Here is a 17,038-nt window from a genome sequence, read left to right as displayed (position 1 = left end):
TGGTTTGCCGAGAGGACACGTGTCGCTGTCCATAACGTCAAACTTCCCCCGCTCTTTTGTACGCATACGGCTCATGACGGTTCCGGGTGCGAGAGCGATAGGCTTTTCCCGTGATCAGCGCGATACGCCGTGGGGGCAGCGAAGCCCCCGGCTGCCGCCCGGTCCGCGACAGCGGCCGGGCCGACCGTGCGTTCGCCGATCCCCTCCGCCCGGGCGCGCCGCTCTCCGTGGCCGATAACGACCCGGGCATCTCTCATCCGGGCATAACGTCGACTTCGACCGGAATCACCGCGTCGAGGCGAGTCGTGCCCTTCCTTCCACCGACGTCACGCAACGGCGCGCGACCAGGAGTCAGAGGACATGCAGACCAAGCTGGACGAAGCAAAGGCCGAGCTGCTCGAGAGGGCCGCTCGGGTAGCTGAGCACAGTCCTGTCGGGGGGCGACTTCCCGCGGGCCCGGAGGGCGCGGAGGCGCGTCCGGACCAGGACACCGTGCTCGACTACCTCCAGCGCTACTACCTGCACACCGCGCCCGAGGACCTCGCCGACCGCGACCCGGTCGACGTGTTCGGCGCCGCGCTCTCTCACTACCGGCTCGCGGAGAACCGCCCGCAGGGCACCGCGAACGTGCGCGTCCACACCCCGACGGTGGAGGAGAACGGCTGGACCAGCAGCCACTCCGTCGTCGAGGTCGTCACCGACGACATGCCCTTCCTCGTCGACTCGGTCACCAACGAGCTGTCCCGTCAGGGCCGCGGCATCCACGTCGTGATCCACCCGCAGGTCCTCGTCCGCCGTGACGTGGCCGGAAAGCTCCTCGAGGTCCTGTCGACCCAGATCCAGGGCGAGCTGCCGCACGACGCGCTCGCCGAGTCCTGGATCCACGTCGAGATCGACCGCGAGACCGACCGCGCCGACCTCAAGCAGATCACCAACGACCTGCTGCGCGTCCTGTCCGACGTCCGCGAGACGGTCGAGGACTGGGAGAAGATGCGCGATGCCGCCCTGCGCATCGCCGACGGCCTCGCCGCCGAGCCCACCGCCGCCGACCTGCGGCCGACCGAGGTGGAGGAGGCCCGCGAGCTGCTGCGCTGGCTCGCCGACGACCACTTCACCTTCCTCGGCTACCGCGAGTACGAGCTGGTCGACGGTGACGCCCTGTCCGCCGTGCCCGGCACCGGCCTCGGCATCCTGCGCTCCGACCCGCAGCACGGCGCCGACGACCAGGGCCACCACGCCCACCCCGTCTCGCCCTCCTTCAGCCGGCTGCCCGCCGACGCCCGCGCCAAGGCGCGCGAGCACAAGCTGCTGATCCTGACGAAGGCCAACAGCCGGGCGACCGTGCACCGCCCCTCGTACCTCGACTACGTCGGCGTGAAGAAGTTCGACGCCGAGGGCAACGTCATCGGCGAGCGCCGCTTCCTCGGCCTCTTCTCGTCCGCGGCCTACACCGAGTCCGTCCGCCGGGTCCCCGTCGTCAAGCGCAAGGTCCAGGAGGTCCTGGAGGGCGCCGGCTTCTCGCCGAACAGCCACGACGGCCGCGACCTGCTCCAGATCCTGGAGACCTACCCGCGCGACGAGCTCTTCCAGACCCCGGCCGACCAGCTGCAGTCCGTCGTCACCAGCGTCCTGTACCTGCAGGAGCGGCGCCGGCTGCGGCTCTACCTCCGCCAGGACGAGTACGGCCGCTACTACTCGGCCCTCGTCTACCTGCCGCGCGACCGCTACACGACCCGCGTCCGGCTGCGGATCATCGACATCCTGAAGGAGGAGCTCGACGGCACCAGCGTCGACTTCACCGCCTGGAACACCGAGTCGATCCTCTCCCGGCTGCACTTCGTCGTCCGCGTCAAGCCCGGCACCGAGCTGGCGAAGCTCACCGACGCCGACGTCGACCGCATCGAGGCCCGGCTCGTCGAGGCCGCCCGCTCCTGGGCCGACGGCTTCGGCGAGGCGCTGAACGCCGAGTTCGGCGAGGAGCGCGCCGCCGAGCTGCTCCGCCGCTACGGCAACGCCTTCTCCGAGGGCTACAAGGCCGACCACTCGCCGCGCGCCGCCGTCGCCGACCTGGTCCGCATGGAGACCCTCGCCGCCAGCGGCGAGGACTTCGCGCTCTCCCTCTACGAGCCGGTCGCCGCGGGCCCCGGCGAGCGCCGCTTCAAGATCTACAAGACGGGCGACCCGATCTCGCTCTCCGCCGTCCTGCCGGTCCTCAACCGGCTCGGCGTCGAGGTGACCGACGAGCGTCCGTACGAGCTGCGCTGCGCCGACCGCACCCACGCCTGGATCTACGACTTCGGCCTGCGGATGCCGGCCGCCTCCGGCAACGGCGGCGACTACCTCGGCGACGACGCCCGCGAGCGCTTCCAGGAGGCCTTCGCCGCCACCTGGACCGGCCAGGCGGAGAACGACAACTTCAACTCGCTCGTCCTCTCCGCCGGGCTCACCTGGCGCGAGGCGATGGTGCTGCGCGCCTACGCCAAGTACCTGCGCCAGGCCGGGGCGACCTTCAGCCAGGACTACATGGAGGACACCCTCCGCGACAACGTCCACACCACCCGGCTGCTGGTCTCCCTCTTCGAGGCCCGGATGGCGCCGGAGCGCCAGCGCGCCGGCACCGAGCTGACCGACGGCATCCTGGAGGAGCTGGACGGCGCCCTCGACCAGGTCGCGAGCCTGGACGAGGACCGGATCCTGCGGTCCTTCCTCACCGTCATCAAGGCGACGCTGCGGACGAACTTCTTCCAGACGGCGGCGGACGGCAAGCCGCACTCCTACGTGTCGATGAAGTTCGACCCGCAGGCCATCCCGGACCTGCCGGCGCCGCGCCCGGCCTTCGAGATCTGGGTGTACTCCCCGCGCGTCGAGGGCGTCCACCTGCGCTTCGGCAAGGTCGCCCGAGGCGGTCTGCGCTGGTCCGACCGCCGCGAGGACTTCCGTACGGAGATCCTCGGCCTGGTCAAGGCGCAGATGGTGAAGAACACCGTCATCGTGCCGGTCGGCGCCAAGGGCGGCTTCGTCGCCAAGCAGCTCCCGGACCCGTCCGTGGACCGGGACGCCTGGCTGGCCGAGGGCATCGCCTCGTACAAGACCTTCATCTCGGCGCTCCTCGACATCACCGACAACCTGGTCGCGGGCGATGTCGTGCCGCCGGTCGACGTGGTCCGCCACGACGAGGACGACACGTACCTGGTGGTCGCCGCCGACAAGGGCACCGCGACCTTCTCCGACATCGCCAACGGGGTCGCGGAGTCGTACGGCTTCTGGCTCGGCGACGCCTTCGCCTCCGGCGGCTCCGCCGGCTACGACCACAAGGGCATGGGCATCACCGCCCGTGGCGCCTGGGAGTCCGTCAAGCGGCACTTCCGCGAGCTGGGCCACGACACCCAGACCGAGGACTTCACCGTCGTCGGCGTCGGCGACATGTCCGGCGACGTCTTCGGCAACGGCATGCTGCTCTCCGAGCACATCCGCCTGGTCGCCGCCTTCGACCACCGCCACATCTTCATCGACCCGAACCCGGACGCGGCCGTCTCGTACGCCGAGCGCCGCCGGCTCTTCGACCTGCCGCGTTCCTCGTGGGCGGACTACGACACCTCGCTGCTCTCGGCGGGCGGCGGCGTCCACCCCCGCAGCGCCAAGTCCATCCCGGTCAACGCGCAGATGCGGGCCGCCCTCGGCATCGAGGACGGCGTCACCAAGATGACCCCGGCCGAGCTGATGAAGTCGATCCTGCAGGCGCCCGTCGACCTGCTGTGGAACGGCGGCATCGGCACGTACGTGAAGTCCTCGGTCGAGTCCAACGCCGACGTCGGCGACAAGGCCAACGACGCCATCCGCGTCGACGGCCAGAACGTCCGCGCCCAGGTCATCGGCGAGGGCGGCAACCTCGGCGCGACCCAGCTGGGCCGCATCGAGTTCGCCCGCGCCGGCGGCCCCGAGGGCCAGGGCGGCAAGGTCAACACCGACGCGATCGACAACAGCGCCGGCGTCGACACCTCCGACCACGAGGTCAACATCAAGATCCTGCTCAACGGGCTCGTCGCCGAGGGCGACATGACCGTCAAGCAGCGCAACAAGATCCTCGCGGAGATGACGGACGAGGTCGGCCGGCTCGTCCTGCGCAACAACTACGCGCAGAACACGGCCCTGGCCAACGCCGTCGCCCAGTCGCCGTCCCTGCTCCACGCCCACCAGCGCTTCATGCGCCGCCTGGGCCGCGACGGGGCCCTCGACCGCCAGCTCGAGTTCCTGCCCAACGACCGGCAGATCCGCGAACTCCTCAACAACGGCCGGGGCCTGAGCCAGCCCGAGCTCGCCGTCCTCCTCGCGTACACCAAGATCACGGTGGCCGACGAGCTGATCGGTACGGAGCTGCCGGACGACCCGTACCTGCGCGGGCTGCTCCACGCGTACTTCCCGACGCTGCTGCGCGAGAGGTTCCCCGAGGCCGTCGACAACCACGCCCTGCGCCGCGAGATCATCACGACGGTCCTGGTCAACGACACCGTCAACACCGGTGGCTCGACCTTCCTGCACCGCCTCCGCGAGGAGACCGGCGCGTCGATCGAGGAGATCGTCCGCGCGCAGACCGCCGCCCGGACGGTCTTCCGCCTCGGCCAGGTCTGGGACGCCGTCGAGGCCCTCGACAACGTGGTGCCGGCCGACGTCCAGACCCGGATGCGGCTGCACTCCCGCCGGCTCGTCGAGCGCGGCACCCGCTGGCTGCTCAACAACCGGCCGCAGCCGCTCCAGCTCAGCGAGACCATCGGGTTCTTCGCCGAACGCGTCGAGGAGGTCTGGGGGCAGCTGCCGCAGCTGCTGCGCGGCGCGGACCTGGAGTGGTACCGGTCGATCCTGGACGAGCTGACCGAGGTCGGCGTGCCGGAGGAACTCGCGGTGCGCGTCGCCGGCTTCTCCTCCGCCTTCCCGATCCTCGACGTCGTCGCGATCGCGGACCGGATGGGCAAGGATCCGCTGGCGGTCGCCGAGGTCTACTACGACCTGGCCGACCGGCTGCGGATCACCGACCTGATGGACCGGATCATCGAGCTGCCGCGCAGCGACCGGTGGCAGTCGATGGCCCGCGCCTCGATCCGCGAGGACCTCTTCGCGGCGCACGCGGCGCTGACCGCCGACGTCCTGACGGTCGGCAACGGCACGACCAGCCCCGAGGAGCGGTTCAAGGAGTGGGAGGAGAAGAACGCGGCGATCCTGAGCCGCGCGCGGACGACCCTGGAGGAGATCCAGGGCTCGGACACCTTCGACCTGGCGAACCTGTCGGTGGCGATGCGGACGATGCGGACGCTGCTGCGCTCGCACAGCTGATCCGTGCATGAGGAAGGGCCCCGCCGGTGTTCCGGTCGGGGCCCTTCCTCATTCCGCGTCGGGCGTCGCCGTCGAGGTCCACAGGCGGCGGGCGGCGAGCAGGGCCGCCGCGAGCAGCAGGCCGTTGCGGAGCACCATGACGGCCAGGCCGGTGGCGGTGCCGTCCACCACGTCCGCGTAGAGGACGGGGTACGCGAGGGAGCTGAGGGCGGCCGCCGGGAGGAGCAGCAGGGCGACCGGGCGCATCACGGTGTCGCGGGAGGTCAGGCAGACGGCGGCGAGGCCGATCAGCCAGATCATGTACTGGGGGCTGATCACCCGGCTGGTGACGGTGAAGAGCAGGACGGCGGCGAGGGCCGCGTCGAGCGGGGTGGCGGGGGTCCAGCGGCGGGCCTGGAGGCGCCACAGGAGCAGCCATCCGAAGGCGAGGACCGTGAGCAGCAGGGCGAGGTGCCCGAGGGTGGAGACGTACGGGCCGACGTACTCGAAGGCCCCGTAGCGGAAGTCGACCCTGCCCGTCCAGGCTCCGGTGGCGTGGGCCACCGCGAGGGCCGTGCCGCCCAGGGACTCGATCTGGATGCCGCGGCCGCCCTGCTGGCGCAGGAAGCCCAGCGACTCGGAGAAGAGCAGCGCCAGGGTGGCGAGGAGCACGAGGACGGTGACGGCGGCGGCGGTCCAGGCCTCCCGGGTGGTGCGGCCCCGGGGCGTGCCGATCAGGGCGAGCGCGGGCCACACCTTGACCATGGCGCCGATCCCGGCGAACGCGCCGCCGAGCCGGTGGGCGGCGGTGGAGCGGGCGCCGAGGGCGAGCAGGGCGAGCACGGCGAGGGCGGTGGTCTGCACGTCGTACCGGGCGAGCGGCAGGTGGAGGAGGAGGGGGAGGCCGCAGACCCAGATCCAGGCGCCGTGGGTGAGGCGGGCGCTGTCGGCGCGGGCGAGTGCGAGCGTGACGACGGCGTCGGCGAGGAGGGTGAGGGCGACGAAGGCCTTGAAGTAGGTGAGCCAGGGGAGGAGGAGGCCCGGCGCCATGACCACGAGTCCCGCGCCGGGCGGGTACTGCCACATGGCGTCGCCGGGCGGGAAGGTGCCGGCGGCGAACTGCCCGTACCAGTACTGGTAGAGGCCCACCTCGCGGCCCACTCCGCCGATGCCGAGGTCGTCGCGGACGAGCAGTAGGAGCATGCCGGCCCGGGCGAGGATCCAGACGACGGCGAGGGCGAGGTCGGGGCCGCGGCCGACGGTGACGAAGGTGGCGAAGGTGAAGGTGTCCGAGTCGAAGGGGGACTTGGTGAGGGCGGGGGGGTCGCTCGCGGAGCGGGGCGGGACCGGGGGCTCGTCCCCGGAGGGGGAGGGGAGCGGGGGTTCGCCCCCGGAGGAGGGCGGGAGCGGGGGTTCGCCTCCGGGGCGGCGGCGGGCTTCTCTTCCGGGGCGGGGCGGCGACTCAGGGCGATCGTTCGTCATCCCACCGCACTTTAGACCGCGATGTCTGTTTTGTTCGTCTACTTCGCTCGCGGCCCGGCCGTGAACTCCTCGTATGCCGCCACCACCTCCTCCGCCGGGCCGTCCATCCGCAGCGTCCCCGCCTCCAGCCACAGCGCCCGGTCGCAGGTCTGCGTGATCGTGGAGTTCGAGTGGCTGACCAGGAAGACCGTCCCCGCCTCCGCCCGCAGCTCGTCGATCCGCTCCTGGCTGCGGCGGCGGAAACGCGCGTCGCCGGTCGACAGGGCCTCGTCGATGAGGAGCACGTCGTGGCTCTTCGCGGCGGCGATGGAGAAGCGCAGCCGCGCGCCCATCCCGGAGGAGTAGGTCCGCATCGGGCGGGAGATCGCGTCGTCCTTCTCGTTGATGCCGGAGAAGTCGACGATCCCGTCGTAGCGCTCCCGGACCTCCGTGCGGCTCATGCCCATCGCGAGGCCGCCCAGGACCACGTTGCGTTCGCCGGTCAGATCGTTCATGAGGGCCGCGTTCACGCCGAGGAGGGAGGGCTGCCCGTGGGTGTAGATCCGCCCCCGGTCCACGGGCAGGAGGCCCGCGACGGCCTTCAGGAGGGTGGACTTCCCCGATCCGTTCGAACCGATCAGGCCGATCGCCTCGCCCCGGTGTGCGACGAAGCTGACGCCCCTCACGGCGTGGACCCGGCGGCCGGCCGGAGCCGTGCGACGGCGCAGCACCCGGCCGAGCGCGGCGGTGGCGCCGCCCCGGCCGCCGGGGTGCCCGCCGTGGACGGTGTACGTGATGTGGACGCCGTCGGCCACGACGGTGGGCGTCTTCGAGGGGTCAGCCACGGCCGTAGGTCTCCTCCGCCTTCCAGAACCAGATGAAACCGCCCCCGAAGGCCAGCAGGGCCCAGCCCGCGGCGAGCGCCCACACGTGCGGAGGCAGCTGCGCCCCGGTGAAGCTCTCGATCAGGGCGAAGCGCATGAGGTCGATGTAGACCGCCGCCGGGTTGCACTGGAGCGCGAGGACCACGGCCTCCGGGAAGCGGCCGCTGGTCGCCAGGTTCTGGATCGACCACATCGCGCCCGAGGCGTACATCCAGGTGCGGAGCACGAAGGGCATCAGCTGGCTGATGTCGGGGGTGCGGGCCGCGAGCCGGGCGAGGACGAGCGACACGCCCGTGTTGAACAGCGTCTGCAGGAACAGCGCCGGAACGGCGAGCAGCCAGCTCCGGGCGGGGAGCTCGCCGAAGCAGGCCAGGAGCACGGCGAGCACGCCGAGCGAGAACAGCAGCTGCTGGAGCTGCTGGAGGGCGAGCGAGATCGGCAGGCTCGCCCGCGGGAAGTGCAGGGCGCGGACGAGGCCCAGGTTGCCGCTGATCGCCCGGGTGCCGGCCTGGACCGTGTTGGCCGTGAAGGTCCACACGAAGATGCCGGTCACCAGGAAGGGCACGTAGTCGGGCACGCCGCTCTTCGCGTTCATCAGGACGCCGAAGATCAGGTAGTACACGGCCGCGTTGAGGAGCGGGGTCATCACCTGCCAGACCTGGCCGAGGCGCGCCTGGCTGAACTGCGCGGTGAGGCGGGCGGTCGCGAAGGCGGTGATGAAGTCGCGGCGGGACCAGAGCTGCCGCACGTAGGAGGGGAGCGAGGGACGGGCGCCGCTGACGCTCAGGCCGTGGCGGCGGGCGAGGGCGCCGAGGTCCTCCGTGGGGGCGGCCGGTGTCGGCGTCTGCGGTACGGGCGGGGCCAGGGTCGTGGTCACGGGCGGGCGCTTTCGACGAGGGGTGCGCGCATGCGTGGACGCATGCGCCGTCGGCGATGGGACGGGGTCGTATCGTCGCTACGGTGAGGTTAGGGCGTCCCCACGCCGGAACGCAACCGTATCGTCGTAACGACTCCGGGAGATCGGCATTGGTTAGGATGCCGTTCATGACCGCCCCGACCCCCCGCCGCGCCCCCGCCGGAGCCGCCGTACTCCGCGAGGACGTGACCGAGGCCATCCGCGCCGCCGTCTTCGAGGAACTCGCGGCCGTCGGCTACGCCCGGATGTCCATCGAGGGCATCGCGCGCCGCGCGGGCGTCGGCAAGACCGCCGTCTACCGGCGCTGGAAGTCCAAGCTCTCCCTCGTCCTCGACCTCGTCGGCGCCTTCGCCGCCCAGGGCCTCCCGGCCCCCGCCAGCGGCTCCCTCTACGGGGACGTGCGCGCCCTCCTCGAAGTGGCCTCGCACGCCCTGCGCCACCCGGTCGCCTCCCAGGTCATCCCGGACCTGCTCGTCGAGGCCGCCCGCCACCCCGAGATCGCCGAGACCGTCAAGGCCGTGCTGCTCGACGGGCAGCAGGGCGTCATGACCCAGATCGTCCGCGAGGCCGTCGCCCGCGGCGAACTCCCCGAGGGCGCCGACCCCGGCAAAGCCCTCGACCTCGCCGTCGGCCCGCTCTACTGGCGCCTGGTCGTCGTCCGTACGCCCCTGCCGAAGGGGTACGTGGACGAACTCGCGCGCGCGGCGGTGGCGGCGCTCAAGGCGTGACCCCCGGGCGCTACTTCACCGCGCCCGCCATCACCCCCGACGCGAACTGCCGCTGGAACGCGAAGAACACCACCAGCGGCACCACCATCGACACGAACGCCCCCGGCGCGAGCACGTCCACGTTGTTGCCGAACTGGCGCACCTGCTGCTGGAGCGCCACCGTGATCGGCGGCGACTGCGAGTCCGCGAAGATCAGCGCGACCAGCATGTCGTTCCACACCCACAGGAACTGGAAGATCCCCAGCGAGGCGATCGCCGGGCCGCCGAGCGGCAGCACCACGCGCGTGAAGAGCCGGATCTCGCCCGCCCCGTCGAGCCGCGCCGCCTCCAGGAGTTCGCGCGGGATCTCCGCGAAGAAGTTCCGCAGCAGGAAGATCGCGAACGGCAGGCCGAAGGCCGTGTGGAAGAGGACCACCCCGGCCGTCGTCTCGAAGAGCCCCACCGCCCCGAACAGCTTCGACACCGGCACCAGGGCCACCTGCACCGGGACCACGAGGAGCGCCACCACGCCCAGGAACCACCAGTCCCGGCCCGGGAACTCCAGCCACGCGAAGGCGTAACCGGCGAACGAGCCGATGAGGAGCACCAGGAGGGTGGCCGGGACGGTGATCAGGACGGTGGAGAACAGCGAACCGGTGATCGTGTCGTTCGAGAGGAGCCGGGTGTAGTTCTCGGTGGTCAGCTGCGCGGGAGCCGTGAACACCTCCCACCAGCCGCTCGCCGCGATGTCGGACGGCGAGCGGAGCGAGGAGAGCAGCAGCCCGACCGTCGGCATCAGCCAGAACAGGCCGGCGAGGACGAGGAAGACCCGGACGGCGCCGGACGCGGCCCCGCCGGCGATCCGGGCGGCGAGGCGCGCGCCGGACCCGGGGACGCTCCGGGGGGCGGCCCCGGCGGCGGTCTCGGTGGTGAGCGACGTCATCGGCGGGACTCCCTTCGGATGCGGCGGATGTTGACCACCATCACCGGCAGCACGAGGAGGAGCAGGACGACGGCGATGGCCGAGCCGACCCCGAGGTCCGCGTCCGTGCCGAAGGACGAGCGGTACAGCTGGAGCGCGAGCACGTTCGCGTCGTCCTGCGCGGAGCCCGGCGCGATGACGAAGACCAGGTCGAAGACCTTGAGCACGTTGATCATCAGGGTGACCAGGACGACCACGAGGACGGGCGCCAGGAGCGGCACCGTGATCCGCCGGAACACCTGCCACTCGTTCGCCCCGTCCACCCGCGCCGCCTCCAGGAGTTCGCGCGGCACGGCCGCGAGCCCGGCGCCGATCAGGACCATCGCGAACCCGGCCCACATCCACACGTACGACCCGATCACCGCCGGGGTGACGAGCGAGGGGCCCAGCCACTCCACGCCGTCGTACTGCTCCCGGAAGTTGCTCGCGGGCAGCCGCAGCACGGCCCCGTCGGCGCGGTCCGCCGGCAGGGTGAAGCTGCCGTCGGCCGCCGCCGTGGCCGTGGCGACCACCTTCCCGTCCCGTACCGCCTCGATCCGCAGCCCCTTCAGGCCCAGCTCCTCCGGATCGACCGCGTTCGGCTTCCCGCCGCCGCCCCGCGTGAAGTCCAGCCAGGCCGTGCCGGTGACCCCGGTGGACGAGGGCGTCGGCGCGTGCGCCGGGCGGGCGTCCCGGGGCATCCGCGCCGGAGCCACCCCCACCAGCGGGAGCAGCACGGGCACCCCGGCGCGCACCGGCGCCTTCGTCTCGAACGCCCCGCCCCCCGCCGCCCTCAACGGGTGCACCGGCAGCGGCCGGGCCCGGGGGAAACCGGAGGACTCGGCGAAGGTGTCGTGGACCCCGACCCAGACGGCGTTGGCGACCCCGCGGTCCGGGTCCTGCTCGTAGACGAGCCGGAAGATGATCCCGGCGGCGAGCATCGAGATCGCCATCGGCATGAAGACGACCAGCTTGAACGCCGTCCCCCAGCGGACGCGTTCGGTCAGCACCGCGAAGACCAGACCGAGCGCGGTGGCGACCGCCGGGGCCACCACCAGCCAGATCAGGTTGTTGCGGACGGCGGTGCGCAGCGAGTCGTCGGTGACGAGCGCGAGGTAGTTGTCGAGGCCGACGAAGGAGCCGCCGGAACGGTCGAAGAACGAACGCCGGACGGAGTACCCGATCGGGTAGACGACGAGCGCGCCGAGCAGGAGCAGCGCGGGGAGCAGGAACCCCGCCGCGACCGCCCTGCTCCTGCTCCTGCCTCTGGTCCTGGTGGCCGGCATCTCGGACTCAGCCCTTCGCGGCGGCCTTGTACGCCTTCGCCGCGTCCGCCTCCAGACGCGCCTGGGTCCCGGCGACGTCCTTCGGGTCCTTCAGGAAGTCCTGGAGCGCCTTCCACTCGCCCTTGCCCGGCGTCCCGCCGAAGGACTGCGGCATCTGGTCCGACATGTCGAAGCGGAAGCCGTCACCGGCGCCGATGAGCGCCTCGGCGATCTCGCGCTGGACGTCGTTCGGGTACGCCGCCGGGTCCAGGTTCTTGTTCGGGGAGAGGAACCCGCCCTCGGCCGCCCAGATCTTCGCCGCGTCCGGCGAGGCGAGGAAGGCGAGCAGCGCCTGCGCGCCCTTGGTGTCCTTCAGGGCCACGGCCGCGTCGCCGGCCGTCACCACCGGGGCGGTGCCGCCGTCGCCGACCTTCGGGAAGGGGAAGACCTTCGCGTCCTTCCCGATCTCCGCCTTGGTCTGCGCGATGTTGACGGCGGCGAAGTCGCCCTCGAAGACCATCGCCCCCTTGGGCTGGTCGCCGCCCGTGAAGGTCTGCGTGACCGAGGCCGGGTACTCCGTCTGCAGCGCACCGGTCGGACCGCCCGCGATCAGCGCCGGCTTGCCGAAGAGCTCGGCGAGGGTCTTCAGGGCGGCGGCGACGGACGGGTCCGTCCACTTGATCTCGTGCTTCGCCAGCTGGTCGTACTTGGCCGGCCCGGCCTGGGAGAGATAGACGTTCTCGAACCAGTCGGTGAGGGTCCAGCCGTCCGCGCCGCCCACCGAGACCGGGGTCACGCCGGAGGCCGAGACCGTCTCGGCGGTGCCGAGGAACTCCTTCCAGGTCTTCGGCTCCGAGGCGCCCGCGTTCTCGAAGACGGCGGTGTTGTACCAGACCAGGGACTTGTTGGCGGCCTTGAAGTAGACCCCGTACGGGGTGCCGTCCACCGCGCCGAGCTCCTGCCAGCCGCGCGAGTAGTTCGCCGCCAGCTGGGACTTGACCTCCGGGCCGGCCGGCTTCAGCCACTTCTGCGCGGCGGCCTGCCGGATCGCGCCCACCTGCGGGAGCATCGCCACGTCCGGCGGCGCACCGCCGGCGATCTTCGTGCCCAGGAAGTTCACGATCGGGTCCTGCGCGGGCACGAAGGTGACGGTCGCGCCGGTGCGCCTCTCGAACTCCTTCAGGACCTTGGTGAAGTTCTCCTGCTCCGGTCCCGTCCAGACGGCGGCGACCTCGATCTTCTCGCCCTTGAGGGAGAGGTCGCGGTCCGGTGCGGGCTCCCCCTTGTCCTTGTCGGCCCCGTCGCCGCAACCCGCGAGGGCGAGCGCGGCCACCGCCGTCAACGCCGTGAGGGTCACTGCGGTCCTGCGTGGACGAAGAGTTGTGCGCATCGCTGCCCCGTCTCTCCCGTGCGTCGCTGTCCCGTGCGTTTCGCTGTCCGTCCGACAGGTCTACGCCGGGCCGCGGAGCCCCGCAATACCGCCTCCCGCGTCAAGTGGGCGATCGTGACGCCCTCGTGACGTGCGGTCAGCCGTGCGCGGCCGGGGACAGCGGGGGCACCGGCGTCGCCTCGACCGAGCGCGCCGCCCGGTCCAGCGCGCTCGCCAGGAGCGCCAGGTCCGTCGGTCCGTTGCCCAGCTCACGGACCGGGCGGCGGGTGGGCGGGTCGCCCATCCGCTCCCACTCCAGCGGGACGACCGTCGGACGGAGCGTCGCCGTCCGGGGGATCCGGCCCGTGACGCGACCCGCCTGGAAGGGGGTCACCCGGCCGTCCGGATGCCCGAGGCGGCCCCGCCCGGCCGCCGGCACGTCCGGGCCCGGCGCCACCGGCGGCGCGTCGAGCACGATCCGCAGCCGGGCCCCGTGGGCCAGCTCCGTGTCGACGGTCCGGTCCGGGCGCGCCGAGGTCGCCACGAGGTGCACCCCGAGCCGCTCGCCGTTCCGCGCGATGGCCTCCAGGACCCGCACGACGGACCCGGCGGCCGGGCGGCCGGGGGCACCGAGCGCGGGGGCGACCAGGGCGTCGAAGTCGTCGACGAGCACGACGAGCCGCGGCAGCTGCCCGGCTCCCGCCGCCCGTCCGTACCCCTGCTCCCCGGAAGCGGGCCGGGGGATCCGCCCCGCGGAGTCCTCGGTGGCGGGGTGGGGGATGCGACCACCTGCCCGGGTGGCGAGGTCGTCGCCGGCGGCGGGGCGGGGGACACGTCCGCTGTTCCGGCCGGTGACGTCGCCGGCGGAGGGGTACGGGACGCGGCCGCTGGAGCGGCCCGTCACGTCGTCGGCGCCGGGGTACGGGGTGCGGCTGCTGCTCCGGCCGGTGACGTCGTCGGCGCCCGGGTACGGGACGCGGCCGCTCGTACGGCCCGTCACGTCGGCGGCGCCTCGGCGCGGGGTGCGGGCGCCCGGGTGCTCGGTGAGGTCGCCGTCGCCCGTGCGGAGGGTGCGGCTGCTCGGGCGGTCGTCGGGGGTCCCGCCGTCCCGCCGCGGCAGCCGCCCGCTGGGCGTGTCGGCCAGGAAGGCGTCCCCGCCGGACCGCGCCCGCGCACCGGACCGCTCGTCGAGCGCCCCGCTCCCGGCACGGGGGACGCGCCCGCTCGGACGGTCGCCGAGATCGCCCGCGCCGGGGTACGGGGTGCGGCTGCTGCTCCGGCCGGTGACGTCGTCGGCGCCCGGGTACGGGACACGGCTGCTCGTGCGGCCCGGCACGTCGTCGGCGCCGGGGTACGGCGTGCGGCTGCTGCTCCGGCCGGTGAGGTCCTCGCCGCCGGGGTACGGGGTGCGGCTGCTGCTCCGGCCGGTGACGTCGTCGGCGCCCGGGTACGGGACGCGGCTGCTCGTGCGGCCCGTCACGTCGTCCGCGGCCGCGCGCGGAACGCGGCCGCTGTTCGGGAGCGAGCCGATCGTGCCGTCGCCCGTGCGCAGCGTGCGGCCGCTCGCGCGGTCCGCGAGGTCGCCGGTGTCCGGGACGCGGACGGTCGCGCGGGCGCCCTGGGGCACGGTCTCCGCCGCGCTCGGGGCGCGCTGCCCGATCAGCCGGTCCGCGACGGGCGTGCGGCCGCCCCGGCGGTCGGCGAAGTGCCCGTCGCCCAGAAGCTCCGCCCGGCGCTTCAGCTCGGCGCCGAGCGCCTGCGCGAACTCCCGCATCCGCACCGGGTCCGAGGCGACCAGGTGCTCGGTGACGTGCGGCAGCTCCGTACAGACCGAGAGGCCCTCGCCGCGCTCGCCGCCCGCGCCGTCCACGAGGAGCAGGCCGAGCCGGTCGGGACGGCCGCCCGCCGCGAGCGAGGCGGCGATCGAGCGGAGCAGCTCCGTGCGTCCGCTGCCCGCCGGGCCCTCGATCAGCAGGTGCGGGCCCTCCTTGGTGAGGTCCACGGAGAGCGGTCCGCGCGGGCCCGCGCCCAGGACGGCCGTGCCGTCCCCGGCGGAGGCCCAGCGGGCCATCAGGGAGGCGGGGGTGGCACGGGCGAGCCCGAGCTCGTCGAGGAGCCGGGCCGACGGGGGCAGCGCGGCGGCCCGGGCACCGGGCGCCGCGGCCGTCTCGGGGCGCAGCGGGGCGAGGGCCCGGCCGAACCGCTCGGCCCAGGCGACGGAGACCGCGTCGACGACACCGACGGTGCCGTGGCCCGCGAGCCGCCCGCCGGAGGTCCGGAGCAACCGCAGGGCCGTCGCCACGTCACCGCTCAGGAGCACCGCGGCCCCGCACTCGCGGAAGGCGAGGGACGCGGCGCACGCGGCCTCGTACGTGGCGGCCACGGGTGATTCCGGGGTGGCGGAGGGCGCCTCGGCGAGGCACAGGAGGTGGATTCCGGCCGCCGCGCCCACGCCCGCGAGCCGCGCGACCGTCTCGCGGAGGGCCGCCGATCCGGGGTCGCCGTCGACGACGACGACCGTCGTCGGCCCGTCGTGCCGGGAGGCGGCCTCGGCGATCGACGCGCGGTCGGCGCTGGGCCAGCCGGGGCCGAGCGGCCCGTCGTCGAGCCGGCGGGTCAGCTCGGCCGTACGCGCGTGGGCCTGGTCGCGGTCGTACGCCAGGAGCAGCCGGCAGTCCTGCCCGTGGGCCGGCCGGACGTGCGGGAGCCAGCCGAGCCAGCCCCAGGCGCGGCGCCGCTCCTCCAGGGAGCGGTTCCGGTCGGCGCTGATGAGGACGATCTCCAGGTCGGAGGGGGAGTGCAGGGCGGCGAGCTGGGCCACGACCGAGCGCGCGAGGCCGGCGAGCCGGTCGCCGGGGCCCGCCAGGCCGAGGGACCCTGCCTCGCGCAGTCCGACGGTGACCGGCACGCCGGAGAGTTCGGCGCGGTCGGTCGTGCCGAGCCGGACCACCAGGGACTCGGGGTGGTCCTGGGCCCGCTCCCAGAGCCGGGGGCCCGGGCCGAGGGCGGTGAGCAGGACGGTGGCCGGGTCGGGCCAGGTGTCGGCGCGCGGCACGGGGCCGGGGGCGCCGTCCCGGACGCCGGGGTCGGGCCGGGTGCCCGCGTGCGTGTCCGGGGAGTCGTGGAGGCCGGCGGGGGCGGGGAGCTCCTCGCGGCCGCCGCCCGCGAGCCGCCGGGCCCACGCGCCGAGGCCGCGCCTGCCGCCGCGCGCGGGAACGGTGGGCGCGTCTTCCGGGTCCCCGGTCCGGTCGGTCCCCAGGGGCCTGCCGTGCGGCTCGTCCCCGTCGCGGGGGGCGGGGCCGTCGTGCGGGTCCCCCGCGTGCGCGTGGCCCCCGTCGTGGACCTCGCCGTACGCGATGCCGCGCGCTCCGCCGTGGGTGGTGTCGTCGCCCGGTCCCACCCGGTCGGTGCGGTCCGGCGGGCGCGTCCCGTGCGCGACGCGCAGATGGCCCTCGCCGTCCGGGGCGGTCGCCACCGCGTCCGTGTCGCCGGGGGCGCCAGGAGCGCCGACGGGGCCCGTCAGCCGGAGGGCGGACTCGCCGAGGCGCAGCAGCGCGCCGGGGCGGAGCGGCACGGGGCGGTCGCCGACGGGCACGCCGTCGAGCGTCGTGCCGTTCGTGGAGCCGCGGTCGGAGACCGTGACCCGCCCGTCCCCGCCGACGGTCACCGTGCAGTGGGCGCGGGAGACGTCGGGGTCGTCGAGGGGCACGTCGGCGTCGGCGGAACGGCCGATTCTGATCGCTCCGCCGTGCAGCAGGTGCACTCCGCCCGCGTCCGGGCCGGCCACCACGTGCAGCCGGGCGGAGGCCGTCTCGTCGACCCGGTCGTCCGGGCCGGGGACCTGGAGGGAGAGGACCGCGCCGTCGACCAGCGGGGGCTCGCCGAGGACGCAGCGCCGGCCGTCGAGCCGCTCCGCGCCCGCGTAGAGCACGGTCGTGCCCGAGGCGGAGGTGTCGGGGCCGGTGACGGCGGCGGCGAGGTGGGAGGCCACGGCGGCGAGGGCCGTCCCGGCGGGGGCCGTGACGAGCACGTCGCAGGCGCGCCCGGCGCCATGGCCGGCGTACGGCGCGAGGACGGTCAGCCGGATCTGCATCGCCGTCAGCGGTCCCTTCTGCGCGAGCCGGCTCGGCAGGGGGGAACCGCCCTGTGTCTCCCCCCACCCGGCACG

At 73.8% G+C, this 17,038-nt stretch carries 9 protein-coding genes; 2 read left to right on the top strand and 7 right to left on the bottom strand.

Annotated elements, in window-relative coordinates; translation table 11 throughout:
• Positions 1 to 360 precede the first annotated feature (360 nt).
• A complete protein-coding gene (locus tag IE180_RS30985; RefSeq protein ID WP_190160269.1) occupies positions 361 to 5,328 on the top strand; it encodes an NAD-glutamate dehydrogenase in 4,968 nt (1,655 codons plus the stop codon).
• 48 nt (positions 5,329 to 5,376) lie between these two features.
• On the opposite strand, the gene IE180_RS30980 is transcribed toward IE180_RS30985, so the two are convergent.
• Genes IE180_RS30980 through IE180_RS30970 form a run of 3 tightly spaced genes read right to left on the bottom strand, consistent with a single transcriptional unit; the run spans position 5,377 to position 8,529 of the window.
• A complete protein-coding gene (locus tag IE180_RS30980) occupies positions 5,377 to 6,789 on the bottom strand; it encodes a glycosyltransferase 87 family protein (RefSeq protein WP_373302836.1) in 1,413 nt (470 codons plus the stop codon).
• Between the two features lie 38 nt (positions 6,790 to 6,827).
• Positions 6,828 to 7,613: an ABC transporter ATP-binding protein gene (locus IE180_RS30975; protein WP_190160268.1), complete on the bottom strand. Its 786-nt coding sequence runs from the start codon at positions 7,611 to 7,613 to the stop codon at positions 6,828 to 6,830.
• Complete coding sequence (locus IE180_RS30970) at positions 7,606 to 8,529, bottom strand: ABC transporter permease (RefSeq protein ID WP_190160267.1); 924 nt, start codon at positions 8,527 to 8,529, stop codon at positions 7,606 to 7,608. The genes IE180_RS30975 and IE180_RS30970 overlap by 8 nt, the downstream gene beginning before the upstream one ends.
• Positions 8,530 to 8,696: 167 nt before the next feature.
• On the opposite strand from IE180_RS30970, the gene IE180_RS30965 reads away from it, so the two are divergent.
• On the top strand, positions 8,697 to 9,296 hold the full coding sequence (locus IE180_RS30965; protein ID WP_229861070.1) for a TetR/AcrR family transcriptional regulator: 600 nt from the start codon (positions 8,697 to 8,699) through the stop codon (positions 9,294 to 9,296).
• A gap of 10 nt (positions 9,297 to 9,306) precedes the next feature.
• On the opposite strand, the gene IE180_RS30960 is transcribed toward IE180_RS30965, so the two are convergent.
• The 4 genes from IE180_RS30960 to IE180_RS30945 all read right to left on the bottom strand — a co-directional run bounded on the left by IE180_RS30960 (position 9,307) and on the right by IE180_RS30945 (position 16,963).
• The gene (locus tag IE180_RS30960; protein WP_190160265.1) at positions 9,307 to 10,218 is read right to left on the bottom strand and encodes a carbohydrate ABC transporter permease; all 912 of its coding nucleotides are present in this window, start codon (positions 10,216 to 10,218) and stop codon (positions 9,307 to 9,309) included.
• Positions 10,215 to 11,522 (bottom strand): carbohydrate ABC transporter permease, encoded by a 1,308-nt coding sequence (locus IE180_RS30955; RefSeq protein ID WP_190160264.1) that lies wholly within the window; start codon positions 11,520 to 11,522, stop codon positions 10,215 to 10,217. The genes IE180_RS30960 and IE180_RS30955 overlap by 4 nt, the downstream gene beginning before the upstream one ends.
• A gap of 7 nt (positions 11,523 to 11,529) precedes the next feature.
• Positions 11,530 to 12,891: an ABC transporter substrate-binding protein gene (locus IE180_RS30950; RefSeq protein WP_190160263.1), complete on the bottom strand. Its 1,362-nt coding sequence runs from the start codon at positions 12,889 to 12,891 to the stop codon at positions 11,530 to 11,532.
• A gap of 136 nt (positions 12,892 to 13,027) precedes the next feature.
• Positions 13,028 to 16,963 (bottom strand): FHA domain-containing protein, encoded by a 3,936-nt coding sequence (locus IE180_RS30945; protein WP_190160262.1) that lies wholly within the window; start codon positions 16,961 to 16,963, stop codon positions 13,028 to 13,030.
• Positions 16,964 to 17,038: the final 75 nt, after the last annotated feature.

Source organism: Streptomyces litmocidini, assembly GCF_014649755.1.
In the GTDB taxonomy this organism is placed as follows: domain Bacteria; phylum Actinomycetota; class Actinomycetes; order Streptomycetales; family Streptomycetaceae; genus Streptomyces; species Streptomyces litmocidini.
The sequence above is the reverse complement of the archived record's forward strand: the minus strand, read 5'-3'. Positions and strand labels throughout refer to the sequence as shown.